This is a genomic window from Gilvimarinus sp. DA14 (assembly GCF_024204685.1).
In the GTDB taxonomy this organism is placed as follows: Bacteria; Pseudomonadota; Gammaproteobacteria; order Pseudomonadales; family Cellvibrionaceae; genus Gilvimarinus.
The window spans coordinates 1,057,272-1,074,118 of record NZ_CP100350.1 but is presented as its reverse complement, the minus strand read 5'-3'; the positions used below and the strand labels follow the sequence as shown (position 1 = coordinate 1,074,118).

At 53.0% G+C, this 16,847-nt stretch carries 10 protein-coding genes; 9 read left to right on the top strand and 1 reads right to left on the bottom strand.

The window, feature by feature from the left end; genetic code table 11:
* Nucleotides 1–474 precede the first annotated feature (474 nt).
* The 8 genes from NHM04_RS04670 (at nucleotide 475) to yghU (ending at nucleotide 11,375) form a co-directional block, all read left to right on the top strand.
* A complete protein-coding gene (locus NHM04_RS04670; RefSeq protein WP_254265883.1) occupies nucleotides 475–3,300 on the top strand; it encodes a TonB-dependent receptor in 2,826 nt (941 codons plus the stop codon).
* A gap of 168 nt (nucleotides 3,301–3,468) precedes the next feature.
* On the top strand, nucleotides 3,469–4,461 hold the full coding sequence (locus tag NHM04_RS04665; protein WP_254265882.1) for a cupin-like domain-containing protein: 993 nt from the start codon (nucleotides 3,469–3,471) through the stop codon (nucleotides 4,459–4,461).
* Nucleotides 4,462–4,665: 204 nt separating this feature from the next.
* Nucleotides 4,666–5,136 (top strand): hemerythrin domain-containing protein, encoded by a 471-nt coding sequence (locus NHM04_RS04660; RefSeq protein WP_254265881.1) that lies wholly within the window; start codon nucleotides 4,666–4,668, stop codon nucleotides 5,134–5,136.
* A gap of 12 nt (nucleotides 5,137–5,148) precedes the next feature.
* Entirely contained in the window at nucleotides 5,149–6,012 is an 864-nt protein-coding gene (locus NHM04_RS04655) for an SDR family oxidoreductase (protein ID WP_254265880.1), read from the top strand.
* A gap of 145 nt (nucleotides 6,013–6,157) precedes the next feature.
* Nucleotides 6,158–7,354: a multidrug effflux MFS transporter gene (locus NHM04_RS04650; RefSeq protein WP_254265879.1), complete on the top strand. Its 1,197-nt coding sequence runs from the start codon at nucleotides 6,158–6,160 to the stop codon at nucleotides 7,352–7,354.
* A gap of 164 nt (nucleotides 7,355–7,518) precedes the next feature.
* Nucleotides 7,519–9,621, top strand: a complete 2,103-nt coding sequence (locus NHM04_RS04645) for a glycoside hydrolase family 9 protein (RefSeq protein ID WP_254265878.1) — start codon at nucleotides 7,519–7,521, stop codon at nucleotides 9,619–9,621.
* 103 nt (nucleotides 9,622–9,724) lie between these two features.
* Nucleotides 9,725–10,426, top strand: a complete 702-nt coding sequence (locus NHM04_RS04640; protein WP_254265877.1) for a hypothetical protein — start codon at nucleotides 9,725–9,727, stop codon at nucleotides 10,424–10,426.
* 91 nt (nucleotides 10,427–10,517) lie between these two features.
* Nucleotides 10,518–11,375 carry a glutathione-dependent disulfide-bond oxidoreductase gene (yghU, locus tag NHM04_RS04635; protein ID WP_254265876.1) on the top strand — a complete coding sequence of 286 codons (858 nt, stop codon included), beginning with the start codon at nucleotides 10,518–10,520 and terminating at the stop codon, nucleotides 11,373–11,375.
* Nucleotides 11,376–11,401: 26 nt separating this feature from the next.
* On the opposite strand, the gene gcvP is transcribed toward yghU, so the two are convergent.
* Nucleotides 11,402–14,302, bottom strand: coding sequence for an aminomethyl-transferring glycine dehydrogenase (gene gcvP, locus NHM04_RS04630; RefSeq protein WP_254265875.1), 2,901 nt, complete (start codon nucleotides 14,300–14,302; stop codon nucleotides 11,402–11,404).
* Nucleotides 14,303–14,540: 238 nt separating this feature from the next.
* On the opposite strand from gcvP, the gene NHM04_RS04625 reads away from it, so the two are divergent.
* Nucleotides 14,541–16,823, top strand: a complete 2,283-nt coding sequence (locus NHM04_RS04625; protein ID WP_254265874.1) for a protein kinase — start codon at nucleotides 14,541–14,543, stop codon at nucleotides 16,821–16,823.
* Nucleotides 16,824–16,847: the final 24 nt, after the last annotated feature.

The window sequence follows — 16,847 nt, the reverse complement described above, 5'->3', positions numbered from 1 at the left end:
TTAATCAAAATAAAGTTTTGTAAGTGTAGGTTTATAGTTTGTTAGGCCTTCCCCATTGAGCGTGCACTAACTTGTTATTCCCACCAATTTCTTTGCCATACACTGGTGCGTAAATTTCACGCGCCTGGTTTTTGGCTTCAAAGCCTTTCTCGTCCCACATCCTTTTTGTCTGAAAAATAATCGATGCGGTCAAAATGCGCTCTATTTTTAGGGGCGCAAATTTACACAGACTTCGAATGTGAAAGTTGTGTTTCTGTTCGTTTCCGGTTAGCCTGATAAAAAATAACATTTAAAAATTAATATATAGAAAATAAGTAACACAATATTGATGTTTGGGTTAATGACCCGCCCAGACGTTTTAACGACAAGAAGTGGGAGGACTCCTTAGTGAACCGCATTAGCTTTAAAAGACATGCTTTGGCATCGGCCATTATTATGACTGCTGCAGTATCGGCCTTAGCTCAGGAACAGACAATGGAACCTCTAGAAGAGGTGCGAGTGGTTGGTTTAGCGGCAAGTCAGGCGCGTAACCTTGATGAAAAGCGAATGAATGTCGGCGTGAGTGACACGATCACAGCTGAAGACATCGGTAAGCTACCAGACACGACCATCGCCGATACTTTGCAGCGTATTCCCGGTGTGCAAATCCGCCGTAGCGCAGGCGAGGGTTCAACCATTAACGTGCGGGGCATGCCCCAAGTTACGGCCTTGCTCAACGGTGAGCAGTTTTTAAGCGCCGGCTCCATTACTACGGTACAGCCGGATTTTACCGATGTACCTTCGCCACTTATCTCAGGTATTACAGTACACAAGTCTCAAACGGCATCCCTTCTGGCAGGGGGGATTTCCGGCACCTTGGACCTGACAACTGTGCGCCCCCTTGATTTGGATGCCGGCTGGACTTTTTCAGGTAACGCAGAGCTGGCGCAGGGCTCTGAATCTAAAGGCGATGACGGCAAAGTTTCAGGGTTTGCCGGGTTTAATGGCGAGGATTTTGGCGTGGTTGTTACGGCGACCTATGATCAGAAAACACTGGCTAACTATCGCAACGGAACAATTTTAGATGGCATGGAGCTGATTGGCGAAGACATTCGCGATCGCCGAGATTTCAACAATGACGGCGATAATAATGACACTTTTCTGGGGCAGCGTTTTTACGGTGTCATGGATCGAGAAACAGAGCGAGATCGCTATGGCTTATCCGCGAGTTTACAAGCGAACTTAACCAATAGTTTGGAGCTCGTTGGCGATATTTTCTATACCGATATGGACGACGCTGATCGCAAACAAGGGATGATGATTGACAGCACCCGTGGTAATAACTGGGCATATTCCGATAACTTCCAACAGCGTCTCGACTCACCGCTCGGGGGCTCAATTTATACTATCAATCAAGGCTCGCTTCTGGTCAACCGTGTTAGTTCTTACAGTGAGTCTTTGACGAATAATCGTCAGTCAACTAACGCCAATATCGAATTAAACTATTACAACGGAGGTCCCTGGAAGGGGGCTGTTCGGTATCTCCACGGTGACGCCGAGCGCGGTCATACCGAGAATGTTGCCCATGGGTATGTTACCAGCGGTGCCCAGCACGGCTTGATGCGTAATGATGGTTCTGGCGCTGAACCAGTTAACCCCAATGGTTACGGCCCTGATCCGATTGACGTCGCCTTTGACCGCACGGGGGACTATATTTCCCTCGGTTTTGATGAGGGCTTTGGTTCAGATATTAATCGCTACAATTTGGTCTCGACTTACTCTGAGAATAACTTTACCGAAGAGGCGACTTTGGATGTTTTGCGTCTGGACGGTGAGTATCAGTTTTCAAGTTCGGACGTGCGTTCGGTAGAGCTCGGGGTGCGCTCTGGCAACCGCGATGTAACCCGTGACACCTATATTCTGGTAGCACCCTTTACCACAGGAGATTACAGCGCCGATGTAATGTGGAAAGATTCTGGTGCTTCCTTGGGCGATACCAACTCAGATGGTGTAAACAGTGTGGCCGATGGAGATATGACTATCGGCAATCTTAATTACTACGCCGATATGCCTTCTGGCTGGGTAAATGAAGTCAGTGATTTTGGGCCCGGAAGTATTGCTGGATCTTTCTTCTTTGTTAACCCTGAGGTGATGGACGATAACTTTGGTTTTCAAGAGGCGCTCTATCCTGGCAACAAACAGCTGACTATGCCCTCACGCTCTTATACGGTTGAAGAACAAACTAACACCGCATATGTCCAGGTTAATTTTGAAGGTGACCTGGGGAACATGACTTATACAGGGAATGTCGGAGCGCGTTATATCGAAACTGAGTTCGATATTTTGCAGAACATTATCGGCAATGAGCGCCCGTGCTCGCTGTGTACTGCTGCCGATAAAATTGGCGAAGAGACTATCTCACGCAAATATGACGACTTTTTACCGTCAGCCAATTTTGCTTTGGACTTGACCGACGATCTGGTGTTGCGCGCTGCATATTCTAAGAATATGACCAGTTTGGATATCGATGACTTGGCGGGTGGTTTAAGTATCGGTCGCTCGCGTGCAGGGGAAGTTTTGGGCGAACAGCTGGGGGTAAGCCCCGACCTTATGGTAGCTATTAATGGTACGCAAAATGGTAACCCACAGCTGGAACCGTGGCGTTCGGATAACTATGATTTGTCTCTTGAGTGGTACTTCAACTCAACAGGTCTGCTTAGTGTCTCGGGCTTTTATATGGATATAGAATCTTTTATCGAGCAAGGCGAAATTACCATGGGGTTACCTGATGAAGATGGTGTGATACGCCGAGACCTTCCGGTTACCACAAACATTAATGGCGAGGGCGGCAGCATTAAAGGGGTCGAACTGGCTTATCAGCAGGCCTTTGATTTTTTACCGGGTATCTGGGGCGGCCTAGGTGCTAGCTTGAACTTTACTTACGCTCCTAGCGACAGCTCGAACGTCGATGTGTATGGCGAAACTCTGCCTATTCAGGATAACTCAGAGAAGTCTGGTAACGCGGTACTTTGGTACGATGATTACGGTTGGCAATTTCGTGTCGCGGCCAATTATCGCAGTGACCGTTTAGATCGTTTGGGTATGGGAGTTGGAGAGGGTGTAATTCCTATCTGGACGGATTCAACCATATACCTGGATGTGTCTGCAAGCTACGACATCAATGATTTCGTCAGCGTTTATGTGCAAGGCAGTAATATCACTGATGAATACGAAAGTCAGTACGCCCAATGGGACGATTATGTGATTACCCAGAACGTATTCGAGAGTCGCTGGGCGGCCGGAGTTCGCGCGCGGTTTTAACTCAAATATTAGTATCTTGTACCACAGCTGTCCTTTGCTCATTTCATGGCAGCATCCTCTTGACCCCATTACCTAATGGGGTCTTTTTTCTTCCGCGCAGCAGCGTTGCAAGTGTAATTTAAGCTACCTATACTGGCTCGTCCCATACTTATATAAAGCTTTGAGCCAATGCAAACAATCCGGGAAGTCAATAATATCAATGCAGAAACACTGCGCGATCTAAACGAGCCCGTCGTCATGCGCCAGCTTGTAAAGCAGTGGCCGCTGGTACAGGCCTATCGAGATGGAGATCGTAGTTTCTGTGAATATTTGCTGCGATTTGATCGCGGCGAGCCGGTAACGGCCGTGCAGGGCCCTGCATCGAATCACGGCCGCATTTTTTATTCCGCCGATATGTCTGGTCTTAACTGTCGCCCAGCGAGAATGCAATTGGCGAGCGCGCTGGACTACATTCTCAGTCACGCAGGGCAAGACCCGGCGCCCACCTTAGCGATTCAATCTTCATCGGTGGCCGATCAATTGCCGGGCCTTGAGCGTGAAAATGTGATGTCGCTGTTATCGCCTGAGATCGCTCCGCGTATTTGGATCGGTGGGAGAGCAACGGTAGCCGCGCATTATGACGGCTCTGAGAATATTGCTTGCTGTGTGGCGGGGCGACGGCGATTTACCTTGTTCGCGCCAGATCAAGTGGCTAATTTGTACCCTGGGCCCTTTGAAATGACGCCCGCAGGCGCTGTGATCAGTATGGTTGATTTCGACAACCCGGACTATCAGCGTTACCCCAATTTTCGCCAGGCCGAAGAGAACGCCTTGGTGGCCGATTTAGAGCCAGGCGACGCGCTCTATATTCCCTATTTGTGGTGGCACCATGTGCGAGCGCTGGATGATTTAAATGTGTTGATAAATTATTGGTGGGGTGAACCTGACCCCGCCTATGGTGATCCGCGCAATGCGTTGTTTTACTCCATGATGGCGTTGAGAACGCTTCCCGAAGCCCAGCGGGAGGCCTGGCGCTCGCAATTTGAGTATTATGTATTCGAGCGCGATGGCAAGCCGGGGCGTCATTTGCCCGCAGAGCGTCGCGGTATTATGGAGAGTTTTTCTCCTACAATTTTGCCCCGTTTAAAGCAGTCGCTTATCCGTGCACTTAGCAGACGCTAGAATGTAATTGCTACACCCAAGCGGCAGTGCATGGTGAATTTTGCAACTCCCGCCGCCGCGAATGCTGCATACAGTGCCAGTGGTATGCTTTTGGTCGTCTACAAGCTCGTCTCTGTGTTCCTTTCTCCTAGATTACTGTTTGGCACGGCCTCTGCATTTTCACCAGTACATTGTCATCTTGCGATGAATTACTGGAGGCTTGTTATGTCTATTTACTCTTATTTAAAGCAGGACCACGAGAAAATTAAACAGCTGTTAAACGAAATTGACGCTCTGGGGCCTGAAGAAACTCCCGAGCGTAGTGAGCTGTTTAACCGGCTAAAAGCCACTGTAGTGGTGCATAGTAAAGCCGAGGAAAAAGCGTTTTACGATCCGCTAAAAACTGCGGCTAAAACCCACGACGAAGTTGAGCACGGCGAGCAGGAACACCAAGAAGCTGAAGCTTTGTTAGAGGAGTTGACGGATCACCAGCTGGCCGGGGCTGCTTGGTTCCAGAAATTCCAAACGTTGAAAGAGGCGTTGGAACATCACATCGAGGAGGAAGAGCAAGAGGTCTTTGCCGATGCCCACGAAGTGGTAGAACGCGCAGTAGCGGAAAAAATGGAAGACAATATGCGCCAGGAGAAACTTTACCAGGTGGCAGAGCAATCCATCGAAAAGCGCAAGTACGCTTAATAGGAGATTGAAATGTCTGATACAAACGCCAGCTCGTTACCGCCCCAGCATCAAACTCATCAGCCCGGTGAAGAGGCGCGCATGAACCCTGAGCCGCAATCGCTTATGCAAGATTACAGGGCCGCCGGTAAGCTCAATGGCAAGGTGGCCCTAGTGAGCGGCGGCGACAGCGGCATTGGCCGGGCGGTTTGTATCGGCTACGCCAAGGAGGGCGCCGATGTTGCCTTTATTTATTTGGACGAAGACCGCGATGCCGAGGAGACTCTGCAACACATTCGCGCCCAAGGTCGCAAAGCAATTGCGATAAAGGGCGATATTGCGGACGCGGAGTTTTGCAAAGAGGCGGTAAAAACAGTCATAGAGACCTTTGGTCGATTAAACATTTTGGTTAATAACGCCGCAGAGCAGCACGTCTGTGACAGGATTGAAGACATCAGTGAAGCTCAGCTGCGGCGAACCTTTGATACCAATATTATAGGAACGTTTTTCTTGACTCAGAGCGCGGTTGAACACCTGCACGAAGGTGATGCCATCATCAACTCAGCATCCGTGGTGGCCTATCGTGGCAAGCCTGTGTTGCTGGACTATGCCGCGACTAAGGGCGCCATTGTCGCCCTGACGCGCTCTTTGGCGGGTAACTTAACGGATCGGAAAATTCGGGTGAATGCCGTGGCACCGGGTCCTATATGGACACCTCTGATACCCGCATCCTTTAGCGCCGACGACGTTGAAGATTTCGGCCAGGGCTCGCCCATGGGGCGCCCTGGGCAGCCCGACGAGGTGGCGCCCAGTTATATTTTCCTGGCCTGTAATGACTCCAGTTATATGACCGGTCAGGTGCTTCACCCCAACGGCGGTACGGTAATTGGAGGGTAAGTAACATGCTGCCTGCCAGCGCAGGCCAGTTCTTTATACTTGTATGGGGAGCAGCGCTGGTACTGGTGTTAATTTGGGTGAATTTTTTTGCGGGAGCTCTGGCGCAAAGGCTAAACTGTTTGTTTGCCCATTGATGTGTTAACTCGTGAATCAGCCGTCCACCGCTATTACCCGAGCCTTGGTGCTCACTTTTGCCGCCACCATGATGCTCGGTCCTTTCTCGCTGGATACCTACTTACCCGCGTTTCCAGCCATCGCTGCAGATTTGGGTGTTTCATCGCAGGCCGTCGCCATCAGCGTTTCTGTGTATATTTTTGCGCTTGCGGCGGGGCAGCTTATTGGCGGGCCGCTATCGGACCGTCTGGGGCGCAAGCGAGTACTGGTGGCAGGCTTGATTATCTTTGGGCTGGCCAGCGTGCTGCTTGCTACTTTGCATACGCTGTCCCATTTTTTGGTCGGCAGGGCGCTACAGGCTGTGGGCGCTGGGTGGGTGCTTGTGTCCGTGCCGGCGATGGTGCGCGACCGCATCAGCGGGCAAGAGGCTGCCAAACTCTTTTCACTGATGGGGCTTGTGATGGTGGTGGCACCCGGCGTGGCGCCAACCATTGGCAGCTTGTTGCTGAAAGTTGGCCCCTGGATGGGCATTTTTATCTTTATGGCTCTTTATGCCGTGCTGTTAATTCCCATCTTGTACCGGGTAGTCTTCAGCCAAATGCCAGGCTCGGTCACCGTTGATAAACCCGACGGCAGCTTGCTTAGACCTTATTTAGCCGTATTTGCGACACGTCAGGCCATGCCTTATATCTTTTGGCAGGTGGGCGCCTTTTCGGTAATGATGCTGTTTATCACCCATAGCTCGTTTATCTACCAGGAACACTTCGGGCAATCGGCCGATGCGTTTGGCTTTTTGTTCGCGGCCAATATTGTCGCTATGTTCTGCTGTAATCTGATTAACCGTGCTCTGCTAGCGCGCTGCTTTAGCTCGCTACACATACTTCGCCTGGCGACTGGTCTGCAGGGGGTAGGGCTGGTGTTGTTGCTCTTGGCGACACTTCTCAAGTGGCCGCTGTGGGCATTTTTGCCGGCGATGATGCTGGCAATAGGCGCACACGGCGCCCTTTCTCCCAATATTCAAGCCTGTTATATGGAGCACTTTCCGCATAACAGCGGTACCGCTGCCGCGCTCTTGGGGGCCTGCCAGTTTGGTGGGGCCGGGGTGCTGAGCGCATTATCGGGTTTCTTGCCTCATACTTTGCCTGCGGTAATTCTGGCTATGCTGGGTTGTGGGGTAGTGGCGCAGTTTTTTATGTGGCGCTCGGTATTTTCGCAGCGAGCGGTATAAAGCACCTTTCAGGCCCCCCAGCAGCGAATTAGCGGCGGCCAGTTAAAAAGCCTCTTTGAATCATAAGGCGTTTACCTGAGTAGGTTTGCAAGCGGCGCTGCTTTACGCTGAAACCGGTTTCAGCTAGGATGCTGGTCAAATATAAATAACAATAAGGTAGCCCAATGAATACGCAGCATCTTTTGCCTCTTGCAGTCGTACTCGCTGTTAGCGGTTGTGGTGGAGGTTCAGGTGGTGGTAGCAGCGCTCCGGTGGTTTCCAGCTCCAGTGCCGTCAGTATCAGTAGCCAATCCAGTTCGTCGGCGCTAAGCAGCTCAAGCCTGTCGAGTAGCAGTGTCGAACATTCCAGTAGTTTATCGTCTTCCTCTGCCAGCAGTCTTTCCAGCTCAGCGGCTGCAAGCCAATGTGGCGTGGCTGTGCAAGCCTCCGAAACTTTAGAAGTTGAGCAGATGCCCGAGGTAAAATGCATTGCGGTAGATCAGTTCGGCTACCTGCCCAGCGCTACCAAAATTGCGGTGCTGCGCGATCCTATAGAAGGCTTTGATGCCAGCTTGGGTTTTACTCCGGGCGATACCTATGAGGTTGTGAACCTTACTAGTGGCGAGGTGGCGCTTAGTGTGGAGCCCGCTGCCTGGCAGCAGGGCGAGGTAAATACTACCAGTGGCGACAGGGTCTGGTGGGTGGATTTTACCGAACTGAACGAGCCTGGCCGCTACGCCCTGGTAGATAAGTCTAACCAAGTGCGCTCGCCGGTTTTTGAGATAGCCAATAATTTATATCGCCCTGTGCTGGTTGAAGCCGTGCGCGCTTTTTACTATCAGCGCGCGGGCTTTGCTAAACAGGCTCCCTATGCCGATAGCGGCTGGGTGGATGGTGCGAGCCACATTGGTCCGGGGCAAGATACCGAGGCGCGTTTGTTCAGCGCCCTTGACGATGCCAGCAGCGAGCGGGACTTAAGCGGCGGCTGGTTTGATGCGGGTGACTACAACAAATACAGCAATTGGCACGCCGGTTATTTGTTGAGTTTGATGCATATCTACAAGGAGCGCCCGACTATCTGGGGAGATGATTTTAATTTGCCCGAGTCGGGTAACGGCATTCCCGATTTGGTGGATGAAATTAAGTGGGGCATGGACTGGCTGGTTAAAATGCAGGAGTCTGACGGCTCTGTGCTGTCTGTTATGGGGTTGGACCACGCCAGTCCCCCCTCGTCCGCCGCTGGCGCCAGTGTTTACGGCCCGGCTTCAACCAGCGCTACCTTGTCCTCAGCGGCCGCTTTTGCATTTGGCGCCGACTTCTTTTCTCAGTTTGGCGATGAAACGTTAAAAGCCTATGCGCAAAGCCTACGCCAGAAAGCTCTGGCCGCCTGGGATTGGGCCAACGCCAACCCTTCGGTAACCTTTTACAATGCCGCTAATGGTGTTGCCGCCGGTGAGCAGGAAGTGGACGACACTGGCCGCGCCAATAAAAAGCTAATCGCCGCTGTGTATTTGTTTGCCCTGACGGGCGAGGAAGAATTTCGCAACTACGTTGACAGTCAGTCACCGAATATAGGTTGGGTGAGCCCGTGGAATGAAGAGCTGCTCAACACTTTACTCTACTATGCCAGTCTGCCGGGGGCGACAGAGTCCACGGCTGAGGCTATTAACAGTGGCTATGTTCAGTCTATGCAAAGCGTGGAAAACTGGGCCGCCGTTAGTAATAAAACTGACGCTTACCGGGCGTACCTTGGTGACAGTAATTTCACCTGGGGCAGCAGTAGAACCATGGCAGTAAAAGCCGCCACTTTTTATCATCAGAAAACCTATGGTTTGGGTGATAAAAACACTGCGGCTATCGATAGCGCAGCGCTTGGCTACCTGAATTATCTGCACGGTACCAACCCTATGGGTAAGGTTTACCTTTCCAATATGAGCGAATTCGGTGCAGAGGATTCGGTGGACAGTTTCTATCACAGCTGGTTTAGCGATGGCAGCCCCGACTGGGATTCTGTTAGTGGTTCAAATTATGGGCCGGCGCCAGGGTTTGTCGTGGGCGGGCCCAACCCACAGTACAACTGGGACGCCTGTTGTCCGGACAGCTGTGGCGGCGCCGATAACAACAATCGCTGTGGCATGGCGCCGCCATCGCCGCCGCACAATCAGCCGCCGATGAAGTCTTACACCGATTTTAATACCAGCTGGCCGTTAAACTCTTGGGAGGTAACGGAAAACTCCAATGGCTATCAGGTGGCTTACATTCGCCTGTTGTCTAAATTTGTTGACTGAAGGGCGAGAGAAGCAAAAGTTGTTGACTGATGATCAAGCCGGCGCGACGAGGATAGTGACTGTCTTAATCGCGCTGTAAGGAAAGAAACCTTCTGGAGGGATTATGAAGCTCACGTCTTATTTATTGTTGTTAGGATTATGTTGCTCGGCACCGGTTTATGCCGATAAGGTCGATTACGACATGCAAAAGATCCACAGCCTGGTCGAACAGGAAAAATACGCTGAAGCACTGTCGATGCATCAAGTTTATTTTGCCGAGTCGCGCGATGCCGAGGGACAGTTTGGTGTCAGGCTTTCCTTTGCGTTAGCCGACTGGGCCAAACTTGGCGAACTCTACCCTCCGGCCATGACCGCGCTGCAGAACATTGCCGCCGAGCACAAAGAGCAGCTGCTTGACGGTAGGGGCGATTTTGACATGATGATGGAGTTTGCCTCGATCAACGAATACATCGGTGATCCCCGTGCGACAATCGAAGTCTTCCGTGCCGTTGATCAAGCTTACCCAGAGCAATCCCGGAGCCTGTTTTTCGCTGTAAGAGAAGAGCTGTTTGCCCAGCAAGAGTACCAGCTGATTCATAAGTTTGTTGAAGATCCTATCTACGCTTTTGAACAGGCGAGAAACCACAGAGAGTTGAGGTTGAGTCAGGCTCGCAAAGGCAAGTACAAGATGGACCTTTTCCAGATGGACAAGGTGTATAGCCGAAGCGTCCACGAGCTGCTTCAGATGACCGAGTCACTTGGTTTAATTGAAGACTACGACGAGATAAAAAAGCGGCATAAGGCGTACATGGACTTGTATCGCTAAGGTTAACATTTCTAAATCCGAGCGCGCTTGAAGTCACCTCTCGCATCCCAACCTAATCACTACTGATTTAGCGCAAAAGCGAGAGGTTCCAATGTCTGATACTTACATTCCCCCCAAAGTCTGGCGTCAGGACGGCGAAAATGGCGGCACCTGGGCGAAATTAAACCGTCCGGTGGCAGGTGCCACACACGATGCAGAGCTGCCGCAAGGCGAGCATCCTTTACAGCTGTATTCGCTGGCAACACCGAACGGCCAGAAAGTGACAATACTGTTGGAGGAGTTGTTGGCGGCAGGCGAAGCAGGCGCTGAGTACGATGCTCATCTCATTAACATTGGCGAGGGCGATCAATTTTCCTCGGGTTTCGTCTCAGTAAACCCCAACTCCAAAATTCCCGCCTTGCTGGACTATTCCGCCGCCGAGCCTGTACGGGTGTTTGAGTCCGGCGCTATTTTGCTTTATTTGGCCGAAAAATTTGACCGCTTTTTGCCGCGCTCCCCAGTAAGTCGCACAGAGACGCTTAATTGGTTGTTCTGGCTACAGGGCGCGGCGCCTTATCTTGGCGGTGGCTTTGGCCACTTTTACGCCTATGCGCCCGAGAAATTTGAGTATCCGATTAACCGCTTTACCATGGAAACCAAGCGCCAATTGGATTTGTTAAACCAGCGTTTGGGCGAGCATGCGTACTTGGCCGGAGACGAGTACACCATTGCCGATATGGCCACCTGGCCTTGGTACGGCAATTTGGTTTTGGGCGAGCTGTATGATGACGCCGCCGTATTTCTCGATGTGGACAGCTACCCCCAAGTGCAGCGCTGGGCCAAAAATATTCTAGCCCGCCCGGCGGTGCAACGCGGCCGAATTGTTAACCGCACCTGGGGCGAAGACTGGGAGCAGTTGCCCGAACGCCACAGCAGCGCCGATATTGATGCACAGTTAAAGCGACGGTAAGTTCGAGTACCTGGCGAACTTTATGGCTAACGGTACTCTTCAATCGTCGGGCAGCTACACACTAAATTGCGATCGCCATAGACATTGTCGATGCGATTAACGCTGGGCCATACCTTATGAGCTTTTAACCAGGCGGCTGGGCGCGAAGCCTGCTCGCGTGAATAGGGGCGCTGCCAGTCGCCCTCCAGCACATCGTCCTGGGTGTGCGGTGCGTTGTGCAAGGCGCTGTGGTTATAGTCCATTTCGCCGCTTTCGATTTGTGCGATTTCTTTGCGTATGCTGATCATCGCCTCAACGAAACGATCCAGCTCTTCTTGGCTTTCGGACTCGGTGGGCTCAATCATCAAAGTGCCGGGCACCGGAAAGGACATCGTCGGGGCGTGAAAGCCAAAGTCCATTAAGCGCTTGGCAATGTCTTCTTCGGTAACCCCGCTGGCGTCTTTGAGCGGACGCAAATCCAGCAGACATTCGTGGGCGACAAAACCTTCAGTGCCTTTGTACAAAATGGGGTAGTGGTCACCCAGCTTTCTCGCCACATAATTGGCGTTCAGAATGGCGACTTTGGTGGCCTGGGTCATGCCTTCGCGGCCCATCATTTTAATGTACATCCAGCTAATCGGCAGAATGCTAGCCGAGCCCCAGGGGGCGGCTGAGATAGTGCCGTTGGCTTCATCGGTGTCTGGCACAGGCTGAACCGGGTGGGCGGGTAAAAAAGGTTTTAGGTGTTCTGCCACGCCGATAGGGCCCATGCCGGGGCCGCCGCCACCGTGGGGAATACAAAAGGTTTTGTGCAAGTTCAGGTGCGAAACATCGCCGCCAAACTTGCCCGGCGCGGCTACACCCACCAGTGCGTTCATGTTGGCGCCGTCGATATACACCTGGCCGCCCACGTTGTGCACCGCGGCGCACAGTTCGGTAATACCTTCTTCAAATACGCCGTGGGTGGAGGGGTAGGTGACCATAATGCAGGCGATGCGACTGGTGTATTCGGTGATTTTTGCATTCAGATCGTCTAGGTCAACATTGCCTTTGTTGTCGCAGTTTACGACCACAACTTTCATGCCTACCATCTGCGCCGAGGCGGGGTTGGTGCCATGGGCCGAGGCGGGAATTAAACAAATATCACGTTCGAATTCGCCTTTGCTTTCGAAGTATTTCTTGATCGCTACCAGGCCCGCATATTCACCTTGGCTGCCGGCGTTGGGTTGTAAACTCACAGCGTCATAGCCGGTGCAGGCTTCCAGCATTTGCTGTAATTGCTCAAACATTTGCGCATAACCCTGCGCCTGTTCAATGGGGGCAAAGGGGTGCAGCTTGCCAAATTCCGGCCAGGTGACGGGGATCATCTCGGCGGTGGCGTTGAGCTTCATGGTGCAAGAGCCAAGCGGAATCATGGAATGATTCAGAGCGATGTCTTTGCTTTCAAGCTGCTTTAGATAACGCAGCATTTCGGTTTCCGACTGGTGGGTATTAAACACCGGGTGAGTCAGAACAGCATCGCTGCGGCGTTGAGTGCTTGGTAGGCCGGCGTCAGAGGCGCCACTTAATTCAGCGTCCAACGCTTGCAGGTCCAGGCCGTGATCGCCCGCGCAAAATACGTTCAGCAACTGACTGACATCGTTTAGCGTGGTGGTTTCGTCCAGGCTGATGCCAATACACTCGTCACCGATTAGGCGTAGATTGATTTGGTTGGCTAGTGCCGTTTGATAGATCGCGCGCTGGGCATCGCCTACTTTGATGCACAGGGTGTCGAAGTAGTCATCGTGCAGCAGGTTAAAGCCGTGAGTGCTCAGGCCACGGGCCAACAGATCGGTTAAACGAGCCACTCGCTCGGCAATACGAGCCAGGCCTTGGGGGCCGTGATAAATAGCGTAAAACACGCTCATGACCGCCAGTAGTACCTGAGAGGTACATATGTTGGAGTTGGCTTTTTCGCGGCGGATGTGTTGCTCGCGGGTTTGCATGGCCATGCGCAGCGCGGTTTTGCCGCGGCTATCTACTGACACACCAATAATGCGACCGGGGGCACTGCGCTTGTAGGCATCGCGAAAGGCAAAAAAGGCGGCGTGGGGACCACCGAAACCCATGGGTACGCCGAAGCGCTGGTTGGTACCAATAACCACGTCCGCGCCCATCTCGCCGGGTGATTTTAACAACACCAAAGCGAGCAAGTCGGAGGCGACGGTCACCAGTTTATTTTGCTCATGGGCCGCGCTGATAATCTCGGTTAAATCGCGCACCTGGCCGGTGGTGCCCGGGTATTGCAGCAGTGCGCCAAAGCAGTCGATTTCGGCCAGCTTTTCGGGCTCGTCCACCACTACCTCAAAACCAAAGTGTTCGGCGCGGGTTTTTACCACGGCGATGGTTTGTGGGTGAGTGTCGGCGGCGACAAAGAAAACCTCGGAGCGGTTTTTTTTGTTCTGGCGCTTGAGCATGGCCATGGCCTCGGCCGCCGCTGTGCCCTCATCTAGCATGGAAGCGTTAGCCAGGTCCATGCCGGTCAGGTCGATAATCATTTGCTGAAAGTTCAGCAGGCCTTCTAGGCGCCCCTGGGCGATTTCGGGCTGGTAGGGGGTATAGGCGGTGTACCAGCCTGGGTTTTCCAGCACATTGCGCAAAATTACATTGGGGACATGGTTGTCGTAATAACCCATGCCGATAAAGTTTTTAAACAGCTTGTTTTTGCCCGCAATGGATTTTAATTCGGCCAGGGCTTCAACTTCGGATTTTGCTGCTTCCAGCTCTAGTGCCTCGTTCAGGCGAATTTTAGCCGGCACGGTTTTCTCTATCAGGTTATCGATGGAGTCGAGCCCCAGCGCCTTTAACATTGCCTCAGTCTGGGCGCTGTCCGGCCCAATGTGGCGGCCGATAAAGGCTTGGTGATGAGCAAGTTCTGCCAGGGGGGCACGGCGAAAGTCCTGGGTCATAGAGATTCTCTTGTATCTGGAGTAGGTTGCGGGCACCGGGCGCAAAAGCAAGCCCTGTAAAGGGGCGCAATGGTAGCAATTGGTGGCCTTTTGAGCAATTGAGATTAGCCACGTCCCGGTGTGTATTGCCAATCTTAGAATTGGCCTATATTGTGCTGCTTGTTGAGGTTAAGCAGCACAATAAGCAGTGGCGTGAAGCACGTATAATGCACCGCAACTCACACCCTCGGGCACGTAAATGGAAATACCTGGCTATAAAATTATTGATACTCTCGGCGAAGGTGGCATGGCGACGGTGTACCTCGCCATTCAGGAGAGCTTTGAGCGCGAGGTGGCACTGAAGGTAATGTCGCCCCAGCTCAGTAAAGACCCGAGCTTTGGTGAGCGGTTTATCCGCGAAGCCCGCATTGTGTCGCGCTTGATGCACCCGAATATCGTCACCGTGTACGACGTGGGCGTACACGATGGCAATCACTATTTGTCCATGGAGTATATTCCGGGGGAAGATCTCAAAGCCCAGCGCTATGATTTACCTCTGGCAAAAGCGCTCGGGGTTGTCAAAGATGTGGCCCGCGCACTGGATTATGCCGGTCGCAAAGGCTACATCCATCGCGATGTAAAACCCGAAAACATCATGCTGCACGCGGATGATGGCCGCGCGGTGTTGATGGACTTCGGAATTGCCCGCGCCTCGGACGTGGCATCGGGTATGACCCAAACCGGCACCACCATGGGCACGCCCCATTATATGAGCCCCGAGCAAGCGAAGGGAGCCCAGCTATATCCGTGTAGTGATATTTACAGCCTGGGCGTGGTGCTCTTCCAACTCTTATGTGGCCATGTACCCTATGATGCCGACTCGCCAGTGGCCGTAGGGATTATGCATGTCTCCGAACCTGTGCCACGCCTGCCGGAGCACCTGCGGCCATTTCAGGCCGTTATTGATAAGGCATTGGCGAAAAAGCCGGCAGATCGATATCAAAACGGCAGTGAACTAATTGTCGATCTGGAAGCGATAGATGCGCAGGATATTGAGCGTATCGCCGAGGTAATGGCGACTCTCCCCAGACTGGAAGACGTTGACCAGGGGGCGCCCACCTTGGCCTCGGCGCAGTTTCAGACCGCGCGCCTGGATACCAAAGCTGTGGCCCGGGCAGCGGAACAGGACGACGATTACCTGGCCAGCCACGGTAGCTTTAGCGTGAGCAGCGAGGACAGCATTAGCCGCGCTCATACCATTACCGACCAGCCCGAGCCCGCGCGGCGGGGCGGTTTGCTTACCCTTGTGTTTATTGTGCTGCTATTGGCGGGCGGGGGTTATTACTACTGGCAGAATTTACACCTTCCGAGTATCTCCTTGCCCGCACCCGATCTCGGTGCGGGCAGCATAAGCAGTGCGCCGCAATCCTCTGCGGTGTCGTCTGTTGTTTCGACTGAGGCCGAGGAGGTTAAAACGGAGGTGGTTGAAAAGCAGATGGTTGAACCGGAAGTGGCTGAACAGGGGGCGTCCTCGCTAGCCGACACTGGCGCTAATAGTGATACCAGCGCAACGAGCGAGCCTGAGATGGACGCCCCGCTGGCGAATCAGCTGTTACAGGCTCAACTCTATTTGGACGAGGGCGCTTTAGATGCGCCCGCCGGGGCTAATGCTCTCGAGATATATCGCGATATCTTGCAGGCCGACCCGAATAGCCCGATCGCGCTTGAGGGGGTGAGCTCGATTGCGGCGCGCTACCAACGCCGTGCGCAATCGGCCTTGGACGCAGGCGATCTGGCGCAGGCGACCAGGGCGCTAGAGCGGGCGCTGGCTATTGCTCCTGAGAGTGAGAGCCTACAAGTATTGGCGGCGCAGCTCGGCGCCGCGCAGCAAAATCTTGCCCTGCAGGTTCAGCCTTTATTGGATCGTGCTACTGCGCTGATGGCGGCGGATAAGCTAATTGCTCCGCCAGACGGTAATGCTTTTGATACCTACCAAAGTATATTGGCGCAAAGCCCCGATAATACAGAGGCCCGCGAGGGCTTGGCCAAGGTCGAGCAGGGGCTGATCGGGCGCATCGACAGCATGATTCGGGGTGGGGCTCTGGAGGAGGCATCCTTACAGCTGGCCAGTGCGCGGGACCACTACCCACAGAGTCAAGCTCTACTAACTCGTCGGCTGGAGCTGGACCAACTGGTGGAATCGCAAATGCCGAAAATCTCTAACCTGGTAGTATCGGCCGAGCCACTGTCGAGACTGGATTTACCGCAGCCGGAGGTATTGGCCCCCGACCGCGTGATCTACCTAGGTTTTTCTTACGCCAATTTCGGCAGCGACGAGGCCAGTGTGGTTCAAGCTGTGCTGATGGATGGCTCGCGCAGCGTACAAATTGCCCAGGTCCCGGTCATTGTGAGCGGCGGTAATGGCACTAATTTTTTCCGCATCGAGCGCCCTGTCGCAGGCTTTAGTGAGGGCGGGTATCACGTGGACTTGCTGCTTGATGATATGCGTTTGGCGAGTGCGTCTTTTAAGGTGGGGCAATAGCGGTATACTTAACCGAAGTTAAGT